The following is a 15,864-nucleotide window of genomic DNA, read 5'->3' as shown; positions in this document are numbered from 1 at the left end:
CTTTATGGCGCTGCGGGAGCAGTTTGTAAGGGCTCCGGTACAGGGGAGAAGCCTTCGGAAAGGAAACATCTGCAGAAGGAAGTAAATGCCGCCTTAGGTGAGCCAAGAGCTTTGCCGCGAGAAAAATGTTTTTGAGAGGCCTTTAGGTTGGCTCAAGGAGATGAGGCGTTTTCCTGTAGATCCGGTAAGCTCGCTGATAGCTTTCTGGCTTTCTTGCGACTGGCCTTTATACGATTCTGTCTTCAACTTATTTTTGCAGACACAGCTTGGCTTTCTCGTGGCTAACCGGAGCGCCGCTTTTTTGGGGAGTTGTTTACTTTTTTTGCTGATCTTTTTCTCTTGTACTGCCGGTGCCGCTCTTATGCGCTTTTGCCTTTCTGATCTTTTCCTGTCGAATTTTTCAGCAGCTTTTTGTTTCTCTATTTGTCGGTTTTCTGTGCTGTCGCTTTGGCTATCTTCAGCTACGATACGTGCCTTTTTGCTGCTGTCGTGTATGGAGATTTTTATTCCTTTCTTTTATCCTCTGCTCTTTTGTAGTTGGTTTTCCACCAGCATTTCTGCTCTTATCGGTTGAGCTTTCCACAAGTTCTTTTCGCCTTGTTCCTCGTCATGTCTTACTTAAGCTAATACACCTTTTGATTCTTTTACTTTGTGGATTTGTTCCTCTTTGCTTCTAAACCTTCTCCTCCTTTTTCTTCCATTTAATCACTTCTTGGGGCTTTCTTGTTTAGTTATGCACAGGTACTAAATAAAAAAAGGAGGCAGACTGGTGCCTCCTTTTCCTTGTGTTACTAGTTGCTCTTTTGGTTTAGAATTCCAGGTTCAGGTCTTCTATTTCCCAGTTCGCACGCACTTCTACTGGGCTAGGATAAATGTATACTGGCTCCGGCTTCTGCTTAAACTCTGGATCCGCCTTCTCCCATTTGCCATTGTTGTTTTCGTCTATCAGCACCCGCAGGATATAGTTACCCGGCGCCACATTTCTAAACTTGAATGTGCTTTTCCCCGGTTGCTGCTCTATAACTTTGTACTCGCTGTTTAGGAGCTGCAGTGTGTACGACTTGTATTCCGTGTTAATCTTGCCGCTCAGGCTTCCGGTGCCGCGGCCTTCTGCCACGCTTAACTGCAGTTGTGGAAAGGAGAGAGGCTCGCCCTCCAGCGGCTGAATTGCCGTGCTGTCCAGCACCACCGTTACCTGTTTTATGCGGTTGTTTATGTTCGGTAGATTAAAGCGGAGCTCTGTGTTTGTTCTGTCGAGGCTTACCTGTTCAGGATAGCGCAGCTCCTGTACTACGGTTGTGTCGGCCATTAGCTTTAGCGGTGCATTGCCTGTTATCCTTATAGGTGTCTGTAGCTCCAGCATTACCTCCTGCCCTATTCGGTATCCTCCGTTCTGCCCCGTGTTGATAACCTTCAGTTGCGCGCCCTTTACACGCTGTGATCTTTTCCCTTCAAACGCGATCACAAGAGTGTCTACCGCTATATTCCCTGAGGAATCCACAGCCGTAAGGATGGCTTTGCCTCCGCTGAAGCCAGGCGTTTTAAACAAGGATGCGACCTTTCCGTCCGTGCCTACCTTTGTCGTTAGGGTGTCTTGTGTAGCAAGATCTGTAGCTCTTACCTGCTGCACTCCCTCGTTGTAATTTGCCACAAACCGATCTGTATACTTTTCCCGTGCCAGTAGTATGGGCTTCTTTGTATCGATCCGAACCGTTTGCAGCCTTACAGAATCTGTTGTGGGCGTAATGGTAATTGGTTCCGTCAGGTAGGCTATTCTTTCCTCCTCTGTGTCATAGTAGGTGTTGTTGTTCTTATCTACCAGTGCGTACATGCGGTAGCTTCCTTCCTTCACGTTTTGCAGCGTAAAGTTTCCCTGTGCGTCTGTATTGGCCAGGTAGTAGGGTCTGTTCTTTCGGATGCTCAGCGTATCGCCTGCCTGGTAAAGCGCTACGATTGCATCCTTCTCCGGTGTCTGCTTCAGCAGGCTCACCACGCTGCCGCTCACCCGGCTCGAATCAATAAATGTGCCGGTGCTGAATGAAAGCCGCAGGCCCTGCGCTTTGTTCTTCTCTGTAATATCTGTTATGCCCTCCCTGAAGTTAAAGGTATAGGTCGTGCTATCCATCAGAGGCTTTTCGAACTCCAGGGTCAACGTGTTCTTATCTGTTTTTACCTGGTACGGGTTGTTGATATTCGGGGTGATGAGCAGCTCTTTCTGTAAGCTATTCTGCTGAACCTCTTCATCAAACGTCAGGCTTACCGTGCGTGTATCCACATTCAGCTGCTGGTCTTTCGGGGTGCTGCTTACCAGTGTCGGGGGCGTCTCGTCCTTGGGCCCTCCCTGTGGAGGGTTTTGGGTAGCGCAGGAGGCCATGCCTGTCACCACACCTGCTGCTACAAGTACTTTTAATAGCTTCATGAGTTTTGGGTCTATAAATCAAAATAGGCAAACTCGCGTCTGCCTATTTCATACTGCACGTAAAGTTGGTGCTATTATTTTCTTTTTGCTATAAAAATCAGGCTCGAATAATCGTTGCCGTTCTTTTCTGCATAGCTGTTGGATCGGTAACCGTTCACCACACTGTTAAGCATCTTAGTCTTTCCCTCCTTGTGTTTCTCGCTTAGCATGCTCACGTAGTACGCGTCAAACTTCATCGGGAGTACTTCCTCCAGCTTCATTTTATGCTTCTTCAGGAAGCGCTTCATCGTTCCCTGCGTGAAGTGGTACAGGTGGCGCGGCACATCATAGGCCGCCCAGTTTTCCTTGTACTCCTGCGCATCGTGGGAGTCTGCATTGGGCACCGCTATAATCAGTGTTCCGTCTTCCTGCAGGCACTCCAGTAACTGGGCCATTGTCTCGTTCAGCGTATGGATGTGCTCCAGCACGTGCCACAGCGTGATCACTTCGAACTTCTCGCCCTGTATATCGTCCAGGCTGGCGGCTATGATCTCTCCCGTTTCTTCTGAGGCTATTTCCCTGGCCTTCTGGTTTGGTTCTACCCCCCTTATTTCCCATCCGTCTTTTTTACAAGCGGACAGGAACGTGCCGGTGCCACAGCCATAGTCTAGAATGCTTCCCTTTGCCGGAGACTGCCTGTTGATAAGTTCGACCTTTTGCTTTATGGTAATAGAGCGTACCACGTGGTACGCTCTGTTGATAATTCCCGTTTTGATGTTGCTGTGCGAAATGTAATCCTCAGAGGCATAGTACTGTCCTATGCTTGCGGCTTCTGGCCTTGGATTGGTGAATTTGAACGAGCAGTTCTCGCACTCCACAATCACAAAGCTCTCTTTCGATACAGCGTTGTCATTTACTACTAAAAAATTTTTGAACTCTTCTTTGCCGCAGATTGGGCACTGTTCCAGTCTTTCGTAGCTCATCTATTTTCCTAGGTATACCATTAGCACCGATATGTCTGCCGGCGAAACGCCGCTTATTCTGGAGGCCTGGCCAATTGTTTCAGGCTCTACTTTGAGCAGCTTTTCCTTCGCCTCTTTAGATAACGCAGGTATGTCGCGGTAGTTAATCTTGCCTTTGATGTTATAGTTCTCCAGCTCGCTCATCTTGGCAGCCATGGCGTACTCTTTCTCAATGTAGGTTTCATACTTCACTGAGATACCCGCCTGCTCCACGCTCTCTTTCCTGAATTTGCTCAGGTACTCGCCTATCGCCGGAACTGCTTTTGCGATGTCTTCAATCTCTACGTTAGGCCGCTTTATCAGCTGGCCAGCACGCTGCTTCTCTGTTATCGGAGCGGAGCCCAATTCCTCTAACTTGCTGTTGATATCTCCGGGCTCAAGTGGCTTGTTATTTAAGTAGGCTATGATTTCGGCCGTCTCCGCTACCTTCTTTTCCACTGCTTTCAACCTGCTTTCCTCAGCCAGGCCCAGTTCATATCCTCTTCTTGTCAGGCGGATGTCGGCATTGTCCTGGCGCAGCAGGATGCGGTGCTCAGCGCGGGAGGTGAACATGCGGTACGGTTCGTCCGTCCCTTTATTCACCAAGTCGTCTATCAGTACGCCTATGTATGCTTCGGAGCGCTTCAGTACAAATGGCTCTTTGCCGTTTATCTTATTGTGGGCGTTTATGGCGGCCATCAATCCCTGGCACGCGGCCTCTTCATAACCGGTGGTGCCGTTTATCTGGCCTGCAAAGTAGAGGTTCTCCACTGGCTTTGTTTCCAGGGTCAGGTTCAGCTGGGTTGGCGGGAAGAAGTCGTACTCGATGGCGTAGCCTGGGCGGAACATTTTTGCGTTCTCAAAACCTTCTATTTTTCGTAGCGCCTCGTATTGCACGTGCTCCGGCAATGAGCTGGAGAAACCATTCACATATACCTCTACCGTGTTCCATCCTTCCGGCTCCACAAATATCTGGTGGCGATCACGGTCGGCGAAGCGGTTGATTTTATCTTCTATGCTGGGGCAGTAGCGCGGGCCCAAACCCTGTATGCGGCCCTGGAACATCGGAGATTTTTCAAAGCCGGTCTTCAGGATGTCGTGTACCTCCGGGTTGGTGTACGTGATGTAGCAGCTGCGTTGCTGTGCCAGTGGCTGTGTGTCGGTGTAGGAGAATTTGCTGGGGTTCTCGTCTCCGAACTGCTCTTCCATTTTGCTGTAGTCAAGCGAGCGTCCGTCTACGCGCGGCGGGGTACCGGTCTTCATGCGGCCTGCTTCAAAGCCCAGCTCCACCAGTTGCTCGGTAATGCCTTTTGCTGACTTCTCTGCCGAGCGCCCCCCTCCCATTTGCTTTTCGCCGATGTGGATAATTCCATTCAAAAACGTGCCGTTGGTTAATATAACAGCTTTTCCGCGGATAGTTATCCCCAGGCTGGTGCGTATTCCTACGGCCTTCCCTCCTTCTGTTTCGATGCCTGTTACCATCTCCTGCCAGAAGTCCACGTTCTCTGTTTGCTCCAGGCTCAGGCGCCAGGCCTCTGCAAAACGCATGCGGTCGCTTTGCGCCCGCGGGCTCCACATGGCCGGTCCTTTTGATTTGTTAAGCATGCGAAACTGGATCATGGTCTGATCCGTGATGATGCCGCTCATACCTCCTAGGGCGTCGATCTCACGAACGATCTGCCCTTTGGCCACGCCACCCATTGCCGGGTTACAGGACATCTGGGCGATCGTGTTCATGTTCATGGTTGCCAACAGCACCTTTGAACCCATTTTAGCTGCGGCCGCCGCGGCTTCGCAGCCTGCGTGCCCAGCTCCAACAACAATGATATCGTATTCTGGAAACATGTATTCTGATTGTTTTTCGAGATGTTTCACGTGAAACATCTACAGAGGGTTGGTAATTCCGTTAGAGACTAAAACTTTCGCAAAGATAACGAAGAATCTTCTTCTTTGCGCATAAGTGTCTCTTCCTCTTCGGACTTATCTTTATACCCGAGCAGGTGCAACACGCCGTGTATGAGCACGCGGTGCATTTCATCCGTGAAAGAAGTGTGGTGGTCCTGCGCATTGTCGCGCACGCGGTCTACGCTTATAAAAATATCACCTTCAATGATGCCTTCCTCGTCGGCATTATCGAAGGTGATAATATCTGTTAACGTGTCGTGGTCTAGATACTCCAGGTTGATCTGGTGGAGGTAGTTGTCGGAGCAGAAAACGTAGGTAAGGTTACTTAGTTCATAATCGTGCTGTTCAATTACTGTGGCGATCCACTCTGAAACTTGCTCTGGGTTTTCTAGCTCAAACTCTATATCCTCGCTAAAGAACTCAATTGGTTGATCCATTCTGGGAAGGGAGTATGTTGAAAACTAGCTGTACTTTTTTGCCTTCGTCTAAAAAGTTTACCTCATCGCAAAGGTTACGCATCAGGAAAATGCCGCGGCCACCAGGGTTTTCCAGGTTCTCCGGAGAAGTTGGGTCGGGCAGGTTTTCGTAATCAAAGCCGGGGCCTTCGTCGGCTACTTCAAAAACTAAGGTGTTCTCCTCTACTTGCAGCGTCAGATAAACGTTCTTGTCTTTGTCGAATTTGTTGCCGTGACGTATCGCATTATTCACAGATTCCGTAACGGCCACCATGATGTTGCCATAGATGTCATCTTCAAACTCAAATTCATCTTTAGAGTTGTCGATAAAGCTTTCTATTACTCTGATGTTTTCGATTAGAGAAGGAATCTGAATTTTAACCTGATTCATATTAATCGTTAAGTGTAAAAATAGGTGCTGTTTATTTGCTTATGTTCTGGAAATACTCGCTTACCTTTTGCTTGTAGTACGGTGACAGTGCAGGAGGTATAGTCTTGAGTAGCTCCGTTTGTTTTTCTTTTGCCTTTAAATACTTCTCGAATGACGGCGGAACCTTGCGGGCAATTTCCTGTGCTGTCTTCGCCTCACGCTTATTGTCCAATTCTCTCTCCTTGGCCGCTTTCTCTGCCTCCAGCAAACGCGTCAGTATTTCTCGCTGCCGCATGATCGTTTGCTCGGTCAAACGTTTATTAACGAGATCAGTTTCCGTTTGTTCCATCATCTTGCCAATATTTCCCAGATCGCCATTTTGCCCCTTTTCGCCAGGTTTCTTGCCCTGTTTCTCGAGTTCTTTCATGGCATTCCGGAGAGCCTCCTGCTCCGCAGCCAATTTAGCTAATTCTTCAGAAAGTGCCTTACCCGATTTGCCTCCTTTTTTCAGATCTTCTATTTTTTTGTTCAATTGTTGCTGCAATTCGCCCATGTTGCCGGGGCGCGGCTTGTTGCCCTTCTGTTTTCCGGCCATGCTCCCCTGCATTTGCTGCATGGCCTGCTGCATTTGCTTCAGGGCATCGTTTAGCATCAGAGCCAGGTTGTTCATGCTTGTCATGGCGAGCTGTTGCTGGGCCGTGGCCTTGCCAAGGTTGCGGTCGCGCAGCTCCTGCATGCTGTTGTCCATGCTCTGGTTCATGGCGGCCACCTCCCGGGTAACGAAAGACTCGATCTGGAACACTTTCTTGGAAAGGGCAAAGAGGCTGTCTTCAATCACCTGGGCATTATCGCGGAGGCTCAGCTGCTGCTGAGACAGTTCAATAAAGCGCGGGTCGCTCTGGCTCACGCTGCGTAGCTGCTTCATCACCTCCTCCTGGTCAAAAGACAGGGTGATGAGGTTCTCCAGGATGTCGCGGAGGTTGTCGAGGTTCTGCTGCATGCCAGACATGCTCATGCTGCTCTTCATCTGCTCCATCTGCTGGGCCATCTGCTGCAACTGCTTGCCCGCTTTCTGCTGCGATTCGCTGGCCTTTTTGTTTTGATTCTTCTGGAGCTGCTCCTGGCTCTGCTTCATCTGCTGCTCTATACTTTGCTGCTCCTGCTGTTGCTGCTGCTCGTCCATGCTGTTGGGGTGCTCCAGCTTTTCATTGAGTTCCTTTAGCTCCTTCAGCTGCTCCTTCACATCTTCAAACTCCTGCTGCAGCTCCTGCTGCTGCTCCTGTAGCTGCTCGTTGTTCTCTTGCTTCTGTTCTGTCTTCTGGGCCAGCTGCTGCTCCTTCTCTCCCATCTCCTCCAGCTTTTGGGCAACGTTGTCGAGCTTCTGCTCAAACTGTAGTTGCTTAAACAGCTCCAGTGCCCGCTCCAGTTCGCGCTCCAGGTTCTTCTCCCGGTTGTCCAGCTTGCTTAGCAGTTTCTGCAGCTCCGTATCGTTTGGCTGTTGCTGCTGCAGTAGCTTCTCCAGCTCCTCGTACAGCTTTTTGGTTTCCGGGTCAAGCAGGTCGTTCATGAGCTTCTGCAGTTCCTGCGCCTTTTCGGCTAGCTGCTTGTTAGGCTCGTTAAGCATGTTCTGCTTTTTATTGAGCTCCTCGAACAGCTCCTTCATGGAGTTAATGTCCTGCTCGAGCTGTTTTTTCTTGGTGGCCAGGTCTTCCAGCTGCTTTTTGTCCTGCCAGTTCAGGTCACGCTTCGTCTTGAGTTTATCTTCGGACTTGGCGAGTTCGCGCTTTAGCTGGTTTGCCCGCTCAAGGGTTTTGCTCATCTGGCTGGCCACCGACTGCGAATTGCTGTCGAGTTCTTTCTGTAGCTCGCGCTTGTCAGGAAGGCGCAGCTCGAAGGTGCGCGTGCGCGTGCTTTTGGGGCCGCGGATGCCGTCGTTGTCCCACACCTGCACAAAGTACTCTAGCTTATCACCGGGCTGCATGTTAAGCGCAGCAGTGTTCCACTGGTAATAGTAGGTTTGGCTCGGCTGCTGCCTGTTAAGCGGCAAGGCCTGCGCTGTATACTTAGCCAGCGGGTTCTTCGCATTGCTGACACGATAGAACAGCGCCAGGCGCGTTAGGCCGTAGTCATCCGATACATCGCCTCCCAATACCAGGTAAGAATACAGGGCCGTGTCCTGGAACTGCTCCAGGCTGATCTGCGGGTTGCGGTCAGGGATGGTGGTGATCTGGTAGTTAATTTCGCCTTTATTGGCGCTGTGCTCGTTGCGGAGCGAAATGCTGTAGTTCTGGCTCCGGTTAATGTCTTTGCTGGCTGCAAAGGTGTCTCCGTCTTTCTGCGCTACTATACGTTGGGCAGGCTCCTCAAAAATCAGCTTCACACTGTCGGTTTCGGAGGTGGAGAAATTCCAGGTAATCGTGCTGCCCTCGGGCACAGTGGCATTGCCCGTGTTCTGGATCTCCTCGGGTTTGCGCTTCAGGTACTGCGGGTACTGCACCAGCATGCGGAAATCCTTCAGGTTGGGCCGCGAGAGCAGGTCCAGGGTATAGTTGTCGGAGAAGAAGCCGGAGCCCTCCAGCTGAAAGTCCACAGGGCGCTGCAGCTGCTTAAACGTGTACGTGTAGCTGCCGTCGGCGCGCTGGCTTAGTTGCTGGCGGCGGCCGTTATAGTTGATGTACACTTCGCGGGGGACGGCCTCGCCCACCACGGCCACCTGCAGCTCAAAATCCTCTCCCCTGTAGGTTTGCAGTGCATCGTTCTTTACAAGAAAATTAAACGGGGCCTGTGGGGTGTAGTGCGTTTTATAGTTGATGATGCGCTCGGTGCCCTGCACAAAAATGGCCGGGTACACCAGCATGATCAGCACAGCGGCAAGTGCAGGTAGAGCGATATACTTCAGGAGCGGTTTGTTTTCGCTGTAGGTAACGGCCTCCCTAAACCTGAAGGAGAGCAGTTGCTGGCTACGCTGGTCAATGCTTGCCCGGATAAGTTCGTTGGTGCGGTCCTGGTGCTGCAGCTGGATCGCGTTCAGCAGCTTGTCGCGTATCTCGGGGAAGTAAGCCCCTACCTGCTGTGCCGCCTGCTCGTCGGAAAGGAGCCGCCGCAGCCGCGTAAGCGCCGAAACAGGCAGGGCGATCCACCGCACAAACACATACACAACCGCTGCCACAAAAGAGAACAGCAGGAAGGCGCGTACATACTCCGGGAAGTAAAACATGTACTCCAGCAGGCTGTACACGATATAAACAGAAAGCAGGAGCCCAACCGCAAAGATGCTCCCCCGCAACAGCATGTTGAGGTAGAACTTCTGCTTGAACTCCTGCAATTGATGCAGCAACTGATCGAGTGCATCGGTATGTTTCATATCTCGCTGTTACAAGGTTAAGGCATGGCGGCTGTTTCGTAAGATAGTCAATTACAGCTAAATTGTTGTGTGCCAAAGGGTAGCACCTGCATCAAATTCAAAAGTATAACTGCGACAGAGCTATTTTAGTATGCCTGCCCTACTCCAGCTCCAGCAACACGGGGCAATGGTCCGAGTGTTTGGCTTCGGTAAGTATGGCGGCACGCTTCAGGCGGTCGCGCAGGTTGTCAGTTGCCATGTTATAATCAATACGCCAGCCCAGATTTTTGTTGCGTGCGCCGGCGCGGTAACTCCACCAAGTATAGTTGTGGGGCTCCTGGTTAAAGTGGCGGAACGTGTCGATAAAACCGGTATCCACCAGCTTGCCCATCCACTCGCGCTCCTCCGGCAGGAAGCCGGAGCTCTTGGCGTTGGATTTCGGGTTATGGATGTCGATGGGTTTGTGGCAGATGTTGTAGTCGCCGCTTACCACCAGCCCTGGCAGCGTCTGCTTCAGGTCGCCTACATAGCCGTGGAAATCATCCATCCACTGAAACTTGAAGCCCTGGCGCTCCTCTCCGCTGGAACCGGAAGGCATGTATACGCTCATCACCGACACATCGCCGTAATCGGCGCGGATCACACGGCCTTCCACATCGTAGCAGTCCATGCCGCAGCCAATCTCAACGTGCTGCGGCTTGTCTTTGGAAAGGATCGCTACGCCACTGTAGCCTTTCTTTACAGCCGGGTGCAGGTATACATGGTAGCCCATATCCTCAAACAACGCTTTGTCGAATTTAGATTCATCGGCTTTTATTTCCTGCAGGCACAGCACATCCGGGTTCGCGGCTTTGAGCCAGTCGCCAAAGCCTTTGGTAAGGGCGGCACGAATGCCGTTAACGTTATAGGTAATAATCTTCATGGGTGTATATAATGGCGTAGCACGTACTCTGTATCAAGTATCACGACCTTTGCTCTTCTCCGAGTCTCCTGTAAGAAGTAAGAGGGATGAGAGGAGTATAAACTTCAGAACTTTGTTTCTCATAAAGTATACCGGCAGGCCGTGACAGGAAAGAGGTGCTACGGATTAGGCGTGCGAATTTCGTCGGCACGGTTAAAGTACTCGATTACGTGCCACTTCAGCATCTTCTCCTGCTCTTTCAGGTTTGCGAAAGGAAGTGGCTTAACAGCCTTGAAGTGCGGCCAGCCATCCTCGTCGCGGCCCGAGAACTCGTAATAACCGGATTCGGCGAAGACGCGGCAGGTGGCAATGTGCATCAGGTCCTGCTTCTCCTCTTTGGTAAACTCCCGAACGCCCATGCCAAGTTCCTGAATACCGATCAGGAACAGGATGGCGTTCATGTCCGGCTTTTTGCCGAAGCGCTTCATCAGGTCAGCCCGCAGCTGTGTCCAGTTATGTTCCAGGTTGTCGCTATCGTACATGTTTTGCTTGTTAAGTTGTTTGGCTGTTGGTGCCTGAGTGGCTAAAGCAGGCAGACCAACAACCAAACTCTGTCGCCGTTAAGAACCTATTCTGCTGAGCCGCGCTCCTTCAGCTCTTCCCAATACTCTACGGCACGGCGGAAGTGCGGGATCACGATGGAGCCGCCCACCAGGTTAGCGATGGAGAAAACCTCCATGATCTGCTCGTCGGAAACGCCCTCTTCGTAGCATTTGCCAACGTGGTACTTAATGCAGTCGTCGCAGCGCAGCACCATAGAGGCCACCAGGCCCAGCATCTCCTTCGTTTTTACATCCAGGGCACCCTCCATGTAGGTGTTGGTGTCGAGGTTAAAGAAACGCTTTATCACTTTATTGTCGTAAGACATAATGCGCTCGTTCATGCGCGTACGGTAGTCGTTGAATTCTTCTACTAAGCTCATTGTTAGGTATTCTTGTTATGGATGGCTTTTAATTTAGTCCAAGTATAAAGTTACGTCAAAATCATTAGAATACCTTAAACCGCACACGCTGGCCAATGTTCGAAGACCTGCTCAGTTTGCTGTTCCCGGAAAGCTGCTACGCCTGCAGCGGATCGCTGGCGCGGGGTGAGCACTACGTCTGTACCAATTGTAGTGTAAAGCTGCCGTACACCGATTTCCACGTGCATGGGGCAACCGAGCTGAACCCTTTGCAGCGCAGGTTCTGGGGTAAGGTGCCGGTGCGGTTTGCCTTCTCCTACCTGCACTTTATACCGAAGGGGCGGGTGCAGCGGCTCCTGCACCAACTCAAGTACAAAGGCGCCCAGGAGCTGGGGGAGCACCTGGGGCAGCGCTACGGCTCCCTCCTCTCCGACTACGCCTACAGCCAGCACTTTGACCTGATCGTGCCGGTGCCGCTGCACAAGCACAAACAGCGCCGCCGTGGCTATAACCAGTCCGAGTGCTTTGCCCGCGGGCTGGGCCAAAGTATGCAGCTGCCCTGCCATGGCCAGGTGCTCGCCCGCACTGCCGACACCGGAACCCAAACCCGCAAAAGCCGCTTTGACCGCTGGCAGAATGTGGAGCAGGTGTTTCGGGTGGCAAAGCCGGAGCAGGTGCAGGGCAAGCGCGTGCTCCTGGTGGACGATGTGATGACCACCGGCGCGACGCTGGAGGCCTGTGCCGTGGCCTTGCTGGCGGCAGGAGCCGCAGAGGTAAGCGTAGCCACCATCGCGGCAGCCTAACCTTTCTTTTGGGTGCTTGTGCCCGTGGCTGGCAAAGCGGTTGGGCCGGTTCTTATCAAAAAAGGCTTTTTTCCCGTAATCTATTCTAAAGCTGTTGCTGCCCTTGCGGGCGTACTTTAAACCTGAGGAACTAATATGAGACAACAAGACGATACAGAGAATATGCCGGATGTCGTGCTGATCGGTGCGGGAATTATGAGCGCCACGCTGGGCATGATGCTGAAGGAACTGCAGCCAAACCTTAAGCTGGAGGTTTTTGAACGGCTGGACGTAGCTGCCGCCGAAAGCTCCGATGCCTGGAACAACGCCGGGACCGGCCACTCTGCCTTCTGTGAACTGAACTACACCCCCGAAACACCCGATGGCTCCATCGATACGACCAAGGCTGTGCGCATTGCCGAGTCCTTTGAGATCTCGAAGCAGTTTTGGGCTTACCTGATCCAGCACAACATTATAGAGCTGCCGACATCGTTTATTAAGAACATACCGCACATGAGCTTCGTGTGGGGCGAGGATAATGTGAACTTCCTGCGCAAGCGCTATGAGGCCATGGTAAAGTGCCACCTGTTCGACGACATGATCTATTCCGAGGACCGGGAGCAGCTAAAGGAGTGGGTGCCGCTGATTATGGAGGGGCGCGACGCATCGGAAAAAGTGGCCGCCACGCGCATGGACCTGGGGACGGATGTGAACTTCGGCGCCCTGACACGCAGCATGTTTAAGCACCTGCAGGAGGAAGCGGGCGTTAAGATGCACTTTAGCCATGAGGTTCGGAAACTGCGCCAGCGGGAGGACGGGCGTTGGCGCGTGAGGGTGAAGGACCTGAAAACAGGTGAGAAACGGAACGTGTACGCCCGGTACGTCTTTATTGGTGCCGGAGGAGGAGCCCTGCCGCTGCTGGAAAAATCAGACATTCCGGAGGGCCAGGGCTACGGCGGCTTCCCGGTAAGCGGGCAGTGGCTGAAGTGTACGAACCGCGAGGTGATCGAACGCCACCGCGCCAAAGTATACGGTAAAGCTGCCGTTGGCTCGCCGCCTATGTCGGTGCCGCACCTGGACACCCGCTACATCAATGGCCGCCGCGAGCTGCTGTTCGGGCCCTATGCCGGTTTCTCTACCAAGTTCCTCAAAAAAGGCTCCTTCTTTGATTTGCCGAAGTCTATCAAGCCAAACAACCTGCGCCCCATGCTGTCGGCGGGGATAAAGAACCTGGCCCTGACCCGCTACCTGATCGACCAGGTGCGACAGTCGCCGGAGGACAGGCTGGAAGCTTTGAGGCAGTACTTCCCGGATGCCAAGGCAGCGGATTGGGAGCTAGAGGTTGCCGGGCAACGGGTGCAGATCATCAAAAAAGACCCTGAAAAAGGCGGGGTGCTGGAGTTCGGTACAGAGGTGGTGAGTGGTGCCAACTGTACGCTGGCTGCTTTGCTGGGTGCCTCCCCTGGCGCGTCTACGGCTGTGTCTATCATGCTGGGGCTTCTGGAGCGCTGCTTTATGGAGCGCCTGAATACGGAGGAGTGGCAAAAGAAGATGAAGGAGATGATTCCTTCCTACGGGCAGTCGCTTGCCGATAACCCGCAGCTGCTGGAGAAGATAAGAGGCTATACTAGCGAAGTGCTGGGCTTGGTGCCGGCGGTGGAGAAGAAATAACCGCCTTGCCTGCAGGCCTGAGCTTACAAAAGGGGATGCCGCTACCGGCATCCCCTTTTGTAGTTTCTTTTGTTTCGTGTGGCCGTTTCTGCCGGAACGCCTGCTTGGCCTACTTGTACAGAACTAACTTTACGCATACTTCACCAAGGCGGTGTGATGTGGCATGCTCGTACGTTTATGCCTTCGCAAATGGCTTTTACACAAGCCACAACAGCCGTTGCTGCATCCGAGCAGGTATACTTTCACCACAGCGGTAAGCGGCACGAGCGGACGCTTGCACCAGAGGCGGTTCCTATGCTTATCCGCCTGTTTGCTCGCGGTGCACATCAGAAAGCGATGGCTCTGCATACTCTACCTCTTCCTGCTCCTCCAACTCATCCAGCACTTCCTTCACAACGGCGTAATTCACGTTCATTGGCACCTCCAGCACAAAAAAGTCTTCGTTCACCTCTTCTGACACGCAGCCTAGCTCCGCAAAGCGTTTGCGCAGGTCCAGCAGGGGCGTGTCTTCGTTCTGGCGGATAACCTGTATGGTGGAGTTGCCCGACGGGGTTACTGTTTCCTTGTAAAGCAGGCCCTCCTCCATGGCGTCAAACTCAGCGCGCACAACATCCTCGGTGGCTATAAGTGGCGCAAACGTCGGGATGCTGTCTATCTGGTAGAGATTTTGGCTGGCGTCCACCTCCAGTGCCCAAAGCGTTTCGGTGATTTCTTTGCCAAACAAGTCGCTGTGGAAGCGGAAGATGATTTTATGCCCTTGTGTGTTCTTGCTCATGTATTGTATAAATGTAAAAAGCCCGGAACTGCTTCCGGGCTTTTTGTATAGTATGTTACTGTGGTTCTATCTGTTTGAGCCTGCGTTGATCATGGCGCAACGGAAACCGATAGTAGCGGTAGACGAGTCCTGCGCCATGAAGCGGCGTGTGCCCGGAGACAACCAGTATGCTACGTCTTTCCAAGAACCTCCTTTGTACACGCGAACCTCATCGTTAACCAAAGAATGGTAGCCTTCGCTGGAGTCGTAGTTGTTGGACTCGTCCAGGTAGCCATCGCGGCGGAAAGGGTTCAGGTCTTCTACGTCCTGGTAAGAAAGCGGGCGGTAAACGTCCTGTACCCACTCGTTTACGTTGCCGGCCATGTTATACAGACCAAAGTCGTTTGGCGGGTAAGCGTAGATATAATCCGTGATCATCGCACCGTCGTTGAGGGAACCGGCGATACCGGCATAGTCACCGCGGCCACGCTTGAAGTTAGCCATAAACTTACCCATCTCTTTGCCATACGGGTTACGCACCTGGTGGCCATCCCATGGGTACAGGCGGCGGTTGTTCTGGTTTTCGTCTTCAGAGTACTGCGTACCGATCATGGCCTGTGCAGCGTACTCCCACTCTGCCTCTGTTGGGAGACGGTAGTTCGGCAGTACATAGCCAGACTCGATAGACGGCTTTTCGCCTTCTACCGCTTCGTCGCCGCCACCGCGGCCAAACAGGCCTCTTCTGCCACCACCGCCAGTGGCCTCTTTAGCAAGGTTTTCGTTTACTTTAGCCGTACGCCATACGCAGAAGTCGTTTGCCTGCAGCCAGCTCACACCCACTACAGGGAAGAAGCGGAAGCCTGGGTAGCGTAGGTAGTACGTTACGTAAGGGTCGTTGAAAGACAGTTGGCGAGACCACACAGTTGTGTCTGGCAAAGCCGCCTGGTATACTTCTGGCAGAGAGTCACGCTTCAGGTCGTGCAGGTACTCCAGCCAGTGAATGTTTGCTACCTCGGTTTCGTCCATATAGAACGAGGCTACCGTTACCGTACGCTCCACGTTGTCGCGGGTCATGGCAATATCCTCTTCCATAGAGCCCAGCACCGTACGGCCACCTTCAATAAAGATCAGGCCCGGCCCCTGCGGAAACTCAGCATAGTCGGCAACATCGAAAGCCTCTTCGTCCTCGCCATACTCAGCGCCGGTGGCAGAGCTATAGTCTCCTGGGTTTGTGCTTGTCGGTTGGCCGCCCTTTGAGCAGGCGGTCAACAGGAAGCCCCCCACAACCGCAGCCGATAAATACTTGATTAACTTCATAAAATA

Annotated in this window: 14 protein-coding genes; 3 read left to right on the top strand and 11 right to left on the bottom strand. The window is 52.4% G+C overall.

Going from position 1 to position 15,864, the window contains the following annotated elements:
• Positions 1–97 precede the first annotated feature (97 nt).
• Entirely contained in the window at positions 98–574 is a 477-nt protein-coding gene (locus CA264_RS21930) for a hypothetical protein (RefSeq protein ID WP_157593733.1), read from the top strand.
• A gap of 234 nt (positions 575–808) precedes the next feature.
• Here CA264_RS21930 and CA264_RS17345 read toward each other — a convergent pair whose 3' ends face one another.
• The 9 genes from CA264_RS17345 to CA264_RS17305 all read right to left on the bottom strand — a co-directional run bounded on the left by CA264_RS17345 (position 809) and on the right by CA264_RS17305 (position 11,355).
• Positions 809–2,419 carry an Ig-like domain-containing protein gene (locus CA264_RS17345; protein WP_025608660.1) on the bottom strand — a complete coding sequence of 537 codons (1,611 nt, stop codon included), beginning with the start codon at positions 2,417–2,419 and terminating at the stop codon, positions 809–811.
• Between the two features lie 74 nt (positions 2,420–2,493).
• On the bottom strand, positions 2,494–3,381 hold the full coding sequence (locus CA264_RS17340) for a class I SAM-dependent methyltransferase (protein ID WP_025608659.1): 888 nt from the start codon (positions 3,379–3,381) through the stop codon (positions 2,494–2,496).
• On the bottom strand, positions 3,382–5,244 hold the full coding sequence (gene mnmG, locus CA264_RS17335; protein WP_025608658.1) for a tRNA uridine-5-carboxymethylaminomethyl(34) synthesis enzyme MnmG: 1,863 nt from the start codon (positions 5,242–5,244) through the stop codon (positions 3,382–3,384).
• Positions 5,245–5,312: 68 nt separating this feature from the next.
• The gene (gene ybeY / locus CA264_RS17330) at positions 5,313–5,741 is read right to left on the bottom strand and encodes an rRNA maturation RNase YbeY (protein ID WP_025608657.1); all 429 of its coding nucleotides are present in this window, start codon (positions 5,739–5,741) and stop codon (positions 5,313–5,315) included.
• Positions 5,725–6,150 carry an ATP-binding protein gene (locus CA264_RS17325; RefSeq protein ID WP_025608656.1) on the bottom strand — a complete coding sequence of 142 codons (426 nt, stop codon included), beginning with the start codon at positions 6,148–6,150 and terminating at the stop codon, positions 5,725–5,727. Before CA264_RS17325 ends, ybeY begins: the two co-directional genes overlap by 17 nt.
• Positions 6,151–6,181: 31 nt before the next feature.
• Entirely contained in the window at positions 6,182–9,493 is a 3,312-nt protein-coding gene (locus CA264_RS17320; RefSeq protein WP_025608655.1) for a DUF4175 family protein, read from the bottom strand.
• A 139-nt stretch (positions 9,494–9,632) separates the two neighbouring features.
• On the bottom strand, positions 9,633–10,394 hold the full coding sequence (locus CA264_RS17315; RefSeq protein ID WP_025608654.1) for an exodeoxyribonuclease III: 762 nt from the start codon (positions 10,392–10,394) through the stop codon (positions 9,633–9,635).
• 158 nt (positions 10,395–10,552) lie between these two features.
• Positions 10,553–10,915, bottom strand: a complete 363-nt coding sequence (locus tag CA264_RS17310) for a hypothetical protein (protein ID WP_025608653.1) — start codon at positions 10,913–10,915, stop codon at positions 10,553–10,555.
• Positions 10,916–11,001: 86 nt separating this feature from the next.
• Complete coding sequence (locus tag CA264_RS17305) at positions 11,002–11,355, bottom strand: carboxymuconolactone decarboxylase family protein (protein WP_025608652.1); 354 nt, start codon at positions 11,353–11,355, stop codon at positions 11,002–11,004.
• 95 nt (positions 11,356–11,450) lie between these two features.
• Between CA264_RS17305 and CA264_RS17300 the strand changes: the two genes are divergently transcribed.
• Entirely contained in the window at positions 11,451–12,137 is a 687-nt protein-coding gene (locus CA264_RS17300) for a ComF family protein (RefSeq protein WP_025608651.1), read from the top strand.
• Positions 12,138–12,272: 135 nt separating this feature from the next.
• Positions 12,273–13,787, top strand: coding sequence for a malate:quinone oxidoreductase (locus tag CA264_RS17295; RefSeq protein WP_025608650.1), 1,515 nt, complete (start codon positions 12,273–12,275; stop codon positions 13,785–13,787).
• Between the two features lie 298 nt (positions 13,788–14,085).
• Here the strand turns inward: CA264_RS17295 and CA264_RS17290 are convergent, their stop codons facing one another.
• Both CA264_RS17290 and gldJ read right to left on the bottom strand, forming a co-directional pair.
• Positions 14,086–14,562, bottom strand: a complete 477-nt coding sequence (locus CA264_RS17290) for a DUF4265 domain-containing protein (protein ID WP_025608649.1) — start codon at positions 14,560–14,562, stop codon at positions 14,086–14,088.
• Between the two features lie 66 nt (positions 14,563–14,628).
• Positions 14,629–15,858 (bottom strand): gliding motility lipoprotein GldJ, encoded by a 1,230-nt coding sequence (gene gldJ, locus CA264_RS17285; RefSeq protein WP_025608648.1) that lies wholly within the window; start codon positions 15,856–15,858, stop codon positions 14,629–14,631.
• Positions 15,859–15,864: the final 6 nt, after the last annotated feature.

The organism is Pontibacter actiniarum, assembly GCF_003585765.1.
GTDB lineage: Bacteria > Bacteroidota > Bacteroidia > Cytophagales > Hymenobacteraceae > Pontibacter > Pontibacter actiniarum.
This window is presented reverse-complemented; position numbering and strand designations above follow the sequence as displayed.

Bases quoted from the DNA above. Each gene is read 5' to 3' on its own strand.
- CA264_RS17345 (WP_025608660.1), bottom strand. From the start codon at position 2,419: ATGAAGCTATTAAAAGTACTTGTAGCAGCAGGTGTGGTGACAGGCATG.
- CA264_RS17340 (WP_025608659.1), bottom strand. From the start codon at position 3,381: ATGAGCTACGAAAGACTGGAACAGTGCCCAATCTGCGGCAAAGAAGAG.
- mnmG (WP_025608658.1), bottom strand. From the start codon at position 5,244: ATGTTTCCAGAATACGATATCATTGTTGTTGGAGCTGGGCACGCAGGC.
- ybeY (WP_025608657.1), bottom strand. From the start codon at position 5,741: ATGGATCAACCAATTGAGTTCTTTAGCGAGGATATAGAGTTTGAGCTA.
- CA264_RS17325 (WP_025608656.1), bottom strand. From the start codon at position 6,150: ATGAATCAGGTTAAAATTCAGATTCCTTCTCTAATCGAAAACATCAGA.
- CA264_RS17320 (WP_025608655.1), bottom strand. From the start codon at position 9,493: ATGAAACATACCGATGCACTCGATCAGTTGCTGCATCAATTGCAGGAG.
- CA264_RS17315 (WP_025608654.1), bottom strand. From the start codon at position 10,394: ATGAAGATTATTACCTATAACGTTAACGGCATTCGTGCCGCCCTTACC.
- CA264_RS17310 (WP_025608653.1), bottom strand. From the start codon at position 10,915: ATGTACGATAGCGACAACCTGGAACATAACTGGACACAGCTGCGGGCT.
- CA264_RS17305 (WP_025608652.1), bottom strand. From the start codon at position 11,355: ATGAGCTTAGTAGAAGAATTCAACGACTACCGTACGCGCATGAACGAG.
- CA264_RS17300 (WP_025608651.1), top strand. From the start codon at position 11,451: ATGTTCGAAGACCTGCTCAGTTTGCTGTTCCCGGAAAGCTGCTACGCC.
- CA264_RS17295 (WP_025608650.1), top strand. From the start codon at position 12,273: ATGAGACAACAAGACGATACAGAGAATATGCCGGATGTCGTGCTGATC.
- CA264_RS17290 (WP_025608649.1), bottom strand. From the start codon at position 14,562: ATGAGCAAGAACACACAAGGGCATAAAATCATCTTCCGCTTCCACAGC.
- gldJ (WP_025608648.1), bottom strand. From the start codon at position 15,858: ATGAAGTTAATCAAGTATTTATCGGCTGCGGTTGTGGGGGGCTTCCTG.